This is a genomic window from Lawsonibacter hominis (assembly GCF_014287895.1).
Classification (GTDB): domain Bacteria; phylum Bacillota; class Clostridia; order Oscillospirales; family Oscillospiraceae; genus Lawsonibacter_A; species Lawsonibacter_A hominis.
The window spans coordinates 21,712-33,733 of the sequence record NZ_JACOPP010000027.1; the positions used below are offsets into that span (position 1 = coordinate 21,712).

Consider the following 12,022-nt stretch of genomic DNA (forward strand, 5'->3'; position numbering starts at 1 on the left):
ACGCATGAGCCTATTCCAAATGAGCGTGGCCGGAGGTGTGCTGATCTTATTCATTGTGGTTATCCGCGCATTGGCGATCCATCGTTTGCCAAAAACAACTTTTTTAGCGTTGTGGATGATCGCGGCTCTGCGCTTGCTCCTGCCATTCTCCATCCCGCTGCCTTTCAACATCCATATCGGCCTTGATGTTTTTTCAGATGTGGTTCAAGAATTACCCTCTGGAAATATCGCTTCTACTTTACCGGGGGATAGTCCGCCGTCTTATGATATAGGTACGGCTGTTCCAAGTCCTGTAACAGAACGCATTTCCATCTTTGTGATGCTTTGGCTGGTTGGTGCGCTGTTGTTAGTGCTCTACTTCTCTATCTCTTATCTGCGGAGTATGCGGAAATTTAGAATGTCTATCCCCGACAACACACCGTATATCCAAAATTGGTTGGCCGCACACCAAATTTCCAGACCCCTTGCGGTGCGGAGTTCAGATTTGATTTCCTCTCCGCTGACCTATGGCATCCTGCATCCGGTGATCCTCTTGCCCAAAAAACTTGATCGGAATGACCAGGTTGCATTGAAGTATGTGCTGACCCATGAATATGTCCACATTCGGCGCTTTGACGCAATCACAAAAATTCTCTTTGCTGCTGTGCTCTGCATCCATTGGTTTAATCCGCTGGTTTGGGTGATGTATGTCCTTGCCAACCGGGATGTGGAATTGTCGTGTGATGCCTGGGTTATCCGTATGATGGGTGCAAAAAACCGTTCCTCTTATGCGCTAATGTTAATTAAAATGGAGGAACAGAGAAGCGGTATGTCCGCTTTATGTAGCCATTTTGGGAAAAATGCAATTTCAGAAAGGATTGAAGCAATTATGAAATTCAAAAAGACTTCTATTTTGGCTTGTGCTTTGGCACTTGCCTTGATTGCTGGTGCAACAACGGCATTTGCTGCCACAAGGACTGATGATAATGTGGGGCTAATGGGACTTGGATTTTCTACCGCAGATGTAGAGGATATGGAAGCGGTGGAAATTGGAAACACCACTCCGGTACAGCGTGTGGGGGGAGAAGATAATCGGTCAGACAACGGGGTAACAAACATCGAGAATATGGCGCACATGGATATCTCTGGTACCATGCAAAATGCACAATCTATGGATATTACCCTGGTTTCTGTCAGCCATGATGACGAGTCCAAGTTTACGCCCGAAGAATGGGCTGAAATTTTGAAGCAGATTGAGCAGGGAACGGTGTATTGGGAGGACTAATTCTTTCAGAGAATATTTATTATGGAATGGTAGCCCAAAGGATGTAGTTGGGCGCAGAAAAGGAGGGTAACGCATGAGCCTATTTCAAATGAGCGTGGCCGGAGGTGCATTGATCTTATGCATTGTGGTTGTCCGGGCATTGGCGATCCATCGCCTGCCAAAAACAACCTTTTTGGTTTTGTGGATGATCGCTGCTCTGCGCTTGCTCCTGCCGCTCTCCATCCCGCTGCCTTTCAACATCCATATCGGCCTTGATGTTTTTTCAGATGTGGTTCAAGAATTACCCTCTGGAAATATCGGTTCCCCCTTACCGGGTGAGAGTCTGCCATCTTATGATACTGGTGCGGCTGCTCCAAGTCCTGCAACAGAACACATTTCCATCTTTGTGATACTCTGGCTGGTTGGCGTGCTGCTGTTGGCAATCTACTTCTCTATTTCCTATTTTCGGAGTATGCGGAAGTTCAGAATGTCTATCCCCGACAACACGCCGTATATCCAAAATTGGTTGACCGCACACCAAATTTCCAGACCCCTTGCGGTGCGGAGTTCAGATTTGATTTCCTCTCCGCTGACCTATGGCATCCTGCATCCGGTGATCCTATTGCCCAAAAAACTTGATCGAAATGACCAGGCGGCATTGAAGTATGTACTGACCCATGAATATGTCCACATTCGTCGCTTTGACGCAATCACAAAAATTCTCTTTGCTGCTGTACTCTGCATCCATTGGTTTAATCCGTTGGTTTGGGTCATGTATGTTCTCGCCAACCGGGATATAGAGTTGTCGTGTGATGCCTGGGTTATCCGAATGATGGGTGAAAAAAATCGTTCCTCCTATGCGCTGATGTTAATTAAAATGGAGGAAAGGAGAAGCGGTATGTCCGCTTTATACAGCCATTTTGGCAAAAATGCAATTTCAGAAAGGATTGAAGCAATTATGAAATTCAAAAAGACCTCTATTTTGGCGTGTACTTTGGCACTTGCCTTGATTGCTGGTGCAACAACGGCATTTGCCGCAACAAATTCCGTTGCTACTGCCGATACTTCTAAGGAGAAATTGTTCGGCCAGTTGTCTGCTACCGATGATAATGTAAAGAGTGATGGAACGGTCGCTGTTCAAAAAGTAGATCAAAGTCCGTTTGCCGAGGTAGACCAGGAAAGCAACAATTCCGGCAATGATGCAACTGCGGAACAAGATGGGATTGCTAATTTCCCCACACAAGGCACAAAAACCTCGATTGCCGCCAAGTCGTCTATCTACTACAATTTCGGTACAGGAGCAAACAATACCTTCTATGAAGCTGATACTGTAATTGAGTTTTCCATTCAGTGTGTTTATGCGGACATTCCAGTTCAAGTTAGCTTGGTTACTGCTGATAAAACAGAGGTAATTTCATCTCAGGTAGTCGAGAGCAATGAGGTGACACCCATTTCCTTTACAATTCCAGAAGATGGTGATTATTTAATCTGCATTACAAACGAGAGTGCATCAAGAACGCAAGAATATAGTCATATGATCGCGCGATAAAACGATATGCTGCGAAACACGGGATAATAAAAAAACCGTTGTTTCGGCGGCTGGTCATCCATGCGTCCTAACATAATACAGTAGCCTGACGGCGGTTTTGAGAAATCAAGGCCGCCGTTTTGCTTTGCCTGGATAACATGATCGGCGGTCCACGGAGGGAATCATATGAAAGAAATCATAGTCATTCGTACTTCCGACCCGGACGGAAGTGTCTTTCACTCTATCATAGGAGCCTTACAGGGAAAAGATGTTCAAATTCTCCATGCTGTTGACCTGGAGCCTTCAGGCCTGACTCTGGGAGATATTGAGATATTTCCAGAGCAGCGTCGGGTGACGAAACGAGGTATGGAGATCCACCTAAACTATGGAGAGTTCTCTATCCTTTACTGCATGGCCCGCTGCCCTGGTCATGTGTTCAGCCGGGAACAGCTCTATAATGCGCCCTGGGGCGAGGACTACGAATTAGGCACCAATACCGTGGACAACACGATCTGGCGCCTGCGGAACAAACTGGAGCCTGACCCAAAGCATCCCACCTATATCAAGACCGTTTTTCGGGTGGGATATAAAATTGAAAAATAGCATATCAAAAACGCCGGACGCGGTGCCTGTTTGGCCCTGCGTCCGGCGTTTTCCTATGGGGATATTCTACGCATTTCAAAGTTTGTTGCGACAGGGAGTAGAGCAATCCTATTGCCACCCCACCGACCACCGCCGAAAAGCCTTGATTTCTATGGACTTTTTGCCCCCTAAATGCGTAGACAGCGTCAGTATTGATAGAACCTCTTTTAATAATGAAGTGATATTTTGTTTCACAATCCGAAGTTTGAAGGATTTAACGAGTTTGTTTATAATATTAAGAAGAACTACACACGAATCCCAAGATTTTATGGTACGATACCTTTGGAGGTGTTCTTATGCAGCATATTTTGATTGTTGAGGATGACTTGGATATTCAAGATCTTTTGAGAAATTTTTTGCGAGAAGCAGGATATGAAACTACGATTGCCAGTGACGGTATGGAAGCTATTGCTTTGTTTTCGGCCACTCATTTTGATTTGGTATTATTAGATATAATGTTGCCTAAAATTGATGGATTTACTGTTTGCGAGTTGATTCGAAAACAATCACAAGTCCCTATTATCATGCTTACCGCCCTCAATGGAGAAGAAGAACAAATCAAAGGATTGGATTTGCAAGTAGATGATTATATTACGAAGCCGTTTTCCATGCCAATATTGATCCGTAAAATCGCTGCGGTTCTACGGCGGAGTACGATGATTCCAGATCAGGAACATCAAACAATATCCTATAAAAACTTGATTCTGGATTTAGACAGCTACTCCGCTTCGGTAAATGGAGAATCCCACGAATTGACGCAGCGGGAATTTGAAGTCTTGCGGGAATTGCTTTTGAATCAAGGGCGCGTTCTTACCCGCCAGAATTTGTTGGATCGTCTTTGGAAATATGATTTTCTTGGGGACGAGCGTGTTGTCGATACCCATATTAAAAATCTAAGAAAGAAACTGGAAATCGACTTTATCCAGACGATTCGAGGGGTGGGATATAAAATTGATAGAGAAAGTTAAACGCAGCTTATTTGCGAAAATATTCATCGTCACATTCTTATTGACAAGCTTCTGCTGTATGATAACTTATGGTGTTATCGCATGGCTTGTCCCCAAAACTTACAGCACAACCCTTGATACGAGTTTAGATAGCGCAGTAAATTCATTCCTTGCAGAAGTTGAGTGTGTCACTCCATTGGAAAGCGGCAAACTCTTTGACGAATTTGTATTAAATCAGAACGGTGTGCTGATCCAGTTATTTGATTCTTCTAATAACGAAATTGAACTTCCGTCACAAAGCAGTTCAGTATTCCCTGTTTTTGTCACAAGTGGAGTAGCGATTGAAAGTGACGATCCGGCAGCCTATCGGGCGACACACAGTTATATCTTTACATTTGCAGATTCAGACGAGGTTTACACCTTAACGATTGCAGGAAGCGCACAGGAAGTTGATTTACTAAAAGATACTTTGGGAGGAATCTTCCTCGTTCTGCTCTTTGTGGTTTTGCTGGTTGCTGTATTGGCTTCTATTGTTTATTCTCATTATGTGACCAGACCTGTTCTGCGTATCAGTGGTGTATCAAGAAGAATGGCACAGCTGGATTTTAGTTGGAAATGTAAAGAAGGCCGAACAGATGAACTGGGAACATTGGCGCACAGTCTAAATGAAATGTCACAAAGGTTAAGTGCGTCCATGGCAGATTTGAAAAGTGCCAACGAGAAATTACAAGCGGATATTGAGCGAGAACGCGCGTTGGAGCAGGCGCAATTAGACTTCTTTTCCGCAGTTTCTCACGAACTGAAAACGCCTATTACAGTCATTAAGGGACAAACCGAGGGTATGATCCTAAATATCGGGGATTATCAAGACCGCAACAAATACCTGATGCGCTCGTTGGAAATCATCAACACCATGGAAGGGATAGTGCAGGAAATTCTGACTGTATCCCGCATGAAATCTTCAAAAGTAGGGCTGAAAAAAGAAAACATTCAGTTTTCAGATATGCTCAAGCAGGAATATGCGCTGTTTGAAGATTTGATTATCCAGAAAGGTATAGATTGGAAGGAAAATATTACTCCCGATTTGTGCGTTGTCGGTGACAAGGCGCTGCTGCAAAAAGCAATCAATAACCTGGTGTCCAATGCGATTGCCTACTCGCCGGAGGGCAGCACCATCTATTTGACCGCTTTTGCAGAAGAAGGGACGGCTCGGTTTTTACTGGAAAACACAGGTGTTCATATTCCCGATTCGGAGCTTCCCAAACTGTTTGATGCCTTTTACAGAGTGGAACATTCCCGCAACAAGAGAACCGGCGGGAGTGGCTTGGGATTATACATTGTCAAAACCATTCTGGAGCAGCATCAAGCGGAATACAGTATAGAAAACACCAAAAGAGGTGTTTTATTTACAATTCGATTCTAAAAGGATAGGGCGGTAGAAAACACCGCCCTATCCTTTTACAACTACATATAAAAAACATATTCGTCACAATGGTATCCCAAAAAGTTTTGGTAACATAAAAGTACCAACAGAAAGGAGTTGTTTCTGATATGAAGAAATGTAATCTGAAAATTCTCACGCTTACTATGGCACTGTGCGTATCAGCGGCGTTGAGCGGTTGTGCAGCTAACGCTGCGGCCACACAAGAGCCTAACAAGCAAACGACTACCAGTACAATACCCATGGAACAAGCACACAACAGCGGAGACACTTCTTCCTCAAATTCCACCTCTACGGCAGAGGCCTATGAAAGCGATGAAGTGATTTCCCCGGAGGAGCAGGCCAAGGCGGAGGAAGTTCGCCGTGCAGAGATCGCAGAGCAGTATTCCATTTATGAAGCCTATGGCATGACCTACGATAAGGAGAAAGACCGCTTCTTTTATAATGGTCAGATGGTGCGTTACTTCAAAGATCAGGTCAGTGCAGAGAACACAAATTCGTTCTTCTTTGAGGATGGTGTCGTAGATGTAGAGCCGATTAGAGACACCAATGGCACCCTGACAGGGTTGAAGCAGTCCTCGGACGCCGATTTCAAAGCAAGAACTGAAAAGCAGGAAGAAATCAAAGCAGAATTTAACGCGGCTGGCATTACCGGGAACAGCGGTAGTTTTGAAATGGGCGATCCGAACTATCGTGATGATAGTTTAGATGCCTACACCGCATTTGGCGTTTCCTATGACCAGTCTACTCAAAAATGGATGTATGATGGAAAAATCATCCACATTCTCTATGATGCAGACCACAACACCTACTGCGACAGCAGCGCAAGCGATGGTATCAATCTCAAAGTGGTTCGTGACAAGAGCGGTAACATTGAAAAGCTGATGGAAACAGAGGCACAAGAATTAGAGCAGTATGTAAAATAAACTACAAAACTGCCGGGCGACGGCAAAAGAAAAAAGCCGCCGTCCAGCAGCCATTTTGACACGCCTATACGATTTGCGGCGGCTTTGAACAATCAAGGCCGCCGCTTTCTTTTGCGCGGCTCAGGATCGGCGGCCCACGGAGGGAATCGTATGAAGGAGATTATAGTCATCCGTACTTCTGACCCAGATGGAAGTGTCTTTCGCTCCATCCTGGAAGCCTTACAAGGAAAAGATGTTCAGATTCTCCATGCTGCTGACCTTGAGCCTTCTACCCTGACTCTGGGAGATATTGAGATATTCCCAGAGCAGCGGCGGGTCACGAAGGCTGGTGTGGAGATCTGCCTGAACTACGGAGAGTTCTCTATCCTTTACTGCATGGCCCGCTGCCCTGGTCATGTGTTCAGCCGGGAGCAGCTTTACAATGCGGCCTGGGGCGAGGACTGTGAATTAGGCACCAACACCGTGGACAACACGATCTGGCGCCTGCGGAACAAGCTGGAGGCTAACCCAAAGCATCCCACCTATATCAAGACCGTTTTTCGGGTGGGATATAAAATTGAAATTGCACATGGATGAGAAAAACAAAATTCTACTAATATATTGTAGTAGAAACTATTGACATTTCTACACTGTTGTAGTAATATTAAATTGTCCAAGGTAGACGTACTTCGGATAAGGAATATCAAATGTTGGAAGGAGATGATAATAAATAGCATAAAACTTATTAAAAAATACAATAGGCTAATGGTAAGCTGAGAAAGGAGCAAATTTTGTGAAAATAAAAAAGCTGGCTTGTATTACAATGGCGTGTGTAATGGCCATTAGCTGTCTCGCTGTTTCTGCATTTGCGGCTGAATCGGAGCAGGAGATGTCCATTACGGGCGAAAAGAACGTTTTCATGGTGGACAAAGCGGCCTCTATGGGCAGCGAGATGACGGACAACGTGGGCGCAAAGAATGTCTTCACGGCGGATGGAGCAGCTGCTTCTGGTAGCGAGATGACAGGTAACATTGACGATTTGCTGCCGTCGGACTGGGATGCTATGCCGCTGGCCAAGGGAGAACTGGGATCTGGTCAAGGTTATGCCTATGGTTCGGTGACAATCAGTGCAGGGCAGAAACTTACGATCAGCGGCACCTATACCCCGACTGATGCAACGATGCAGGTAGGCTATGTGAATTCCAGTGGAACCGTAACGTATGTCACGTTCACTGGTGGAAGTGGGTCGCATACCTTTACTGTTAGCAAGAGCGGCACATATCAGATTTACCTCTACAACCCGTCCAGCTATGATCTGGAGTTTAATGTTTCTTATATTTTGACCTGAGAGACTTCTTGCCTGTCTTAACTTTTTAGTTGTTAAGAGCCTCCCAAGGCGTTAAATGTCTAAGGAGTTATTTATGGATCGATCCAAAAAACTATCAGAAACCGAATACGAAATCATGGAGGTGCTGTGGAACTCGGAAGCCCCCATGTCTGCTTCACAGATATTGTCGTACTTTGCCGAATATCGCAATAAGGATTGGAAAGCTCAAACATTAGCAACATTTCTGTCACGTTTAACCCAAAAAGGTTTAATCACATCAAAAAGAGAGGGCCGTGTGCCTTATTATTGGCCGATCAAGACGTGTGAGGAATATCATAAAAGTAATGCACAGCGAATCTTAGATACACTGTATGGTGGATCGATCAAGAATTTCTTCGCAGCACTTTATGGTGGCTCCCAGATGTCGGAGGAAGACCGAGAGGCGCTGAAACAATGGCTCGACGGGCAATCGTGAGAGGAGGCTGATTGTATGGCCTCATACTTGCTTCGTACCATTTTGTGCTTGAACCTTGTAGCAAGTGTGTCCTACCTTGTGTTTAAGGCATCGGCTTTTGCTGGCAGAAAACATATCAGTGAAAAATGGCGCTACAACTGTACCACAGTCATTATGTTCCTGTATGTTATCCCATTTTACAAGCTGCTGCCAGCATTCCCGAAAACATTAGCCGAGGCCGAGCCAATATCAGTGGTTGGGAACAAAGTTGTGTCTGGAATAAATGTACTCCCCCCTGAAAACTCTGTGGCGAGTATTACAGAAGCAAGCCCCAATATCATCAAAGATACTACTCTTAACATGAGTTTGGATTGGCAGAAGTGGGCATTGATTATTTGGATTGTTGTTGCTGGTGCCCTGGTTCTATGGAATGTTTTGGGGCTGCTTTGTTTCAGATACCAGCTCCAGCAGTCACAGACAGTTCATGATGCGCTGTTGCAAGAAATTGCAAGTCGTTGTGCTGCAGGTCTTGGGATCAAGCAAAAAGTAGCTTTAAAGTTGCACTCCGCAATACAAAGTCCAATGCTGGTTGGTTTTTTTACCCCAACTATTATAATCCCAAATGCTGATTTGCAGCTTGATGAAGCACAGATGATACTGGCCCATGAATTAGTGCATTTTAAGCACCGTGCCTTATGGAGAAAGCTCTTAGCAGTTATTCTCCAAACAGTCTATTGGTTCAATCCCGTAGTGTATCTCATAAAGCGGGATTTAGATCGTTTGGCAGAAACATCTTGTGATGAGCAGGTTGTTTGCCGAATGAATCAGGCAGAGCGTAAAAAGTATGGGCATCTTCTGATTTCCTACACAACTGTATTTCGTAACCCAAACAAAGTATCTGGAATTGCATTTGTTTCAACGAGAAAAAGGCTTGAAAGGAGAATTTTAACCATGTTGAATTCCAACAAGAAATCCCGTAAGACTGTCGTGGCCGCCTTGGCTTGCACTCTGTGCGCCAGCTGTCTGGGAATGTCTGTGTTAGCTGCTGAGGTTCCCTCTACCATCGACGTGCCCAATGCCGAACTGATGAATGTTTCTGATGTGAAGACGGGGGATATGGGCGAAGCCCGCATCATTGAATCTGACGACGGTTTTGTTGATCTGTCCCAGATGAAACTGTCTACCGATTCCAGCGATTTTGCCAAGGTCATTGAGACCACCACGGGTTTCGCAGATCTGTCTCAGTTCAACCTCTCCACTGACGCTGCGGACAACATGATGTTCTATCAGGGAACTGTGTCGGCTAAGGCCGGCGAAGCGGTACCTTATGCTTCCGGCAACCTTTCTGGCGGAAAGGGATATGCTTTTGACTCTCAGGATCTGACCAAGGGCCAAAAAGTGACCGTAAATGCAAACTGGACTCCTACTTCTGCCAATGTTCAGATTGGTCTGATCGATAACAATACTGGCTATGGACTCGTAAAAACCGTTTCCAATGGCTCCGGTTCCGCATCCTTCGAAATTACCGGCGACTCCAACTTCTCTATCTTTATTGGCAATCTGTCTACCAGCAGCATCCACTTTGATGTGTCCTATATTGTGAACTGATGGTTTGTTCTGCATCTGGTTTACTATGTCGAGAAACCAAAATCATTAAGTAGAATGCAAGGCGGGGGGAGTTCAAGAAGATCTCTCCCCGCCTTTGCACATTTAGTACATTTTACATTTCTCGACGAAATCGTAATGAATTCTACCATATAAACTTCTATTGTGGCAGTTTACCCATCCCCTGAGATAAAAAGAGGTGAGGCCAATGAGGAGCTGCAAAAACAGAATCATACATAGTCAGTGCATAAAGCGGCCTTTGTCTTATGGATAAAGGCCGCTTTTCTTTATATTATCGGCAAAATTCGAGGTGAATCGTCAAGATTCCCTATTTTTGAAATTTACAAATACAAATTATCAGCAAGGGCGGCAGCGTAGAACTGCCACATTGATGGAAGAAGGGGGATGATGCCAGCCGCCTGTGTGCCGTCCGCATAACAGCGGACAAGGAGTAACTGTGCTATGGATCAAAAAGTCCACAGCATTGAGAAGTTACTTTTTGTCCCACTCAAACGACACACGGCTTTCAATGGACAAATTTCAATAGGCGTTGGTCGGCGTCTTTGTGCGCGGGAGTTTGCCCCAAGTGGGGACAAACCCCCGCCTGCCCGTGCTGCCTACCCTATTGGACTTCTCAATGTGCATATCCAGAGAGCGGCTGATTTTGTATCCCGATACAAAGTCAGCCGCTTTCATTTAAGGCTCCCTGAACAAAGAATCAGGGGGCCGCCACCTCCAATTTGTTTTTCTCAAAAAAACAAATTGGAGGTAACAGAGGTGCAAAATTATCGCAAAAGCGACTATGCGATAAACAAAAACAGCCCAAATATCGTTTATCGCTTTCATAATGAAATCATAGAAATCACACTGGAGGATTATCTGAAGGAGAACCCTGATAAAACGGAACATGACTTTGCAGAGCTGAAAGCCCTGTCCGATCAAATCTACTATGAGCAGGATCGGGCAGAGAGCGCCCAGACCCGCAAGGATGTTTCAATCCACGGTTTGGAGGAAACGGAGCATTGTGCCACTCGCGCGCTGGATGAAGAATGGGAAGAACGAGTTGTTGACATACAGAACCGCAAGTATGCCTGGAAAGCCTTCGAGCAGCTTTTTACAGTGGGCGCTTTGACCGAGGTTCAGAAACGGCGATTCCGGCTTCACGTTTTTCAGGGACTCTCTACCCGGCAGATCGGTCGGATGGAAGGGACAAGCCATCAAGCCGTTGCCAAGTCCATAAACCTGGCGATTGCCAAACTAAAAAAATATTTTGCGGCACAGGGTTGACACCCATGCGGTTTCAGGACGATAGGTGAAAGGCATTCTTTCGGAGTGTTCTCCTTTCGCCTGTACCTTGACAACCACATACTCATTCATCAGTAACATCCCCCTTTCCAGTGCGAGGAGCAAAAGCCGATTCAGGGGCCGCGCCATGATATACGGACATGATGAGCAGATCCCACCTGATTATCATAATTGGTCTTGCATACAATCCTGTCCCGTATGAGCGAGTAACGGCAGCCTGTAAAAACCGGGCAGCACCCGGCGCGGCCATGATCGGAAAGGGGTATAATGGTACTCCTGTCCAGCCACAGATCACGCAATGGGGGCAGCTCGGAGAGATCCTCGGAGGGGTGAGATTCCCGTGGGCCGGTTCGCTGCTGGCCGCTGATGACTTCCCAATATGTGCGGGGTGTCAAGGACAAATGGCACATAGCAAGAAAACAAATCGGATTTTATATTTCGCCGGAAATGGGGCAGGTCTTATGGCCTGCCCTGTTTCCGGCTTACTTAATATTCAGGAGGTCAGCTTATGCGAAAGGCTATCCGGCGTGGCGATCTGTTCTATGCAGACCTGAACCCGGTGGTCGGCTCCGAGCAAGGCGGCATCCGCCCTGTCCTTGTTATCCAAAATGATGTGGGGAATCAC

Annotated in this window: 12 protein-coding genes; all 12 read left to right on the top strand. The window is 45.6% G+C overall.

Going from position 1 to position 12,022, the window contains the following annotated elements; translation table 11 throughout:
• Positions 1–4 precede the first annotated feature (4 nt).
• Complete coding sequence (locus H8S57_RS14190) at positions 5–1,264, top strand: M56 family metallopeptidase (protein ID WP_186908686.1); 1,260 nt, start codon at positions 5–7, stop codon at positions 1,262–1,264.
• A gap of 73 nt (positions 1,265–1,337) precedes the next feature.
• Positions 1,338–2,792 (top strand): M56 family metallopeptidase, encoded by a 1,455-nt coding sequence (locus tag H8S57_RS14195; RefSeq protein ID WP_186908687.1) that lies wholly within the window; start codon positions 1,338–1,340, stop codon positions 2,790–2,792.
• A 330-nt stretch (positions 2,793–3,122) separates the two neighbouring features.
• Entirely contained in the window at positions 3,123–3,374 is a 252-nt protein-coding gene (locus tag H8S57_RS17460) for a winged helix-turn-helix domain-containing protein (protein ID WP_369807633.1), read from the top strand.
• A 335-nt stretch (positions 3,375–3,709) separates the two neighbouring features.
• On the top strand, positions 3,710–4,381 hold the full coding sequence (locus tag H8S57_RS14205; RefSeq protein WP_186908689.1) for a response regulator transcription factor: 672 nt from the start codon (positions 3,710–3,712) through the stop codon (positions 4,379–4,381).
• Positions 4,365–5,783 (top strand): HAMP domain-containing sensor histidine kinase, encoded by a 1,419-nt coding sequence (locus H8S57_RS14210; protein ID WP_186908690.1) that lies wholly within the window; start codon positions 4,365–4,367, stop codon positions 5,781–5,783. Before H8S57_RS14205 ends, H8S57_RS14210 begins: the two co-directional genes overlap by 17 nt.
• A 128-nt stretch (positions 5,784–5,911) precedes the next feature.
• The gene (locus tag H8S57_RS14215) at positions 5,912–6,727 is read left to right on the top strand and encodes a hypothetical protein (RefSeq protein WP_186908691.1); all 816 of its coding nucleotides are present in this window, start codon (positions 5,912–5,914) and stop codon (positions 6,725–6,727) included.
• A 150-nt stretch (positions 6,728–6,877) separates the two neighbouring features.
• The gene (locus H8S57_RS14220) at positions 6,878–7,303 is read left to right on the top strand and encodes a winged helix-turn-helix domain-containing protein (protein WP_186908692.1); all 426 of its coding nucleotides are present in this window, start codon (positions 6,878–6,880) and stop codon (positions 7,301–7,303) included.
• A gap of 196 nt (positions 7,304–7,499) precedes the next feature.
• Positions 7,500–8,054, top strand: coding sequence for a PPC domain-containing protein (locus H8S57_RS14225; protein ID WP_186908693.1), 555 nt, complete (start codon positions 7,500–7,502; stop codon positions 8,052–8,054).
• Positions 8,055–8,127: 73 nt separating this feature from the next.
• A complete protein-coding gene (locus tag H8S57_RS14230) occupies positions 8,128–8,508 on the top strand; it encodes a BlaI/MecI/CopY family transcriptional regulator (protein ID WP_071428861.1) in 381 nt (126 codons plus the stop codon).
• Between the two features lie 15 nt (positions 8,509–8,523).
• On the top strand, positions 8,524–10,095 hold the full coding sequence (locus H8S57_RS14235; protein ID WP_186908694.1) for a M56 family metallopeptidase: 1,572 nt from the start codon (positions 8,524–8,526) through the stop codon (positions 10,093–10,095).
• Positions 10,096–10,554: 459 nt separating this feature from the next.
• Complete coding sequence (locus H8S57_RS17465) at positions 10,555–11,379, top strand: hypothetical protein (RefSeq protein ID WP_235821904.1); 825 nt, start codon at positions 10,555–10,557, stop codon at positions 11,377–11,379.
• Between the two features lie 526 nt (positions 11,380–11,905).
• The coding region (locus H8S57_RS14245; protein ID WP_186908695.1) for a type II toxin-antitoxin system PemK/MazF family toxin at positions 11,906–12,022 on the top strand (117 nt) is incomplete at its 3' end.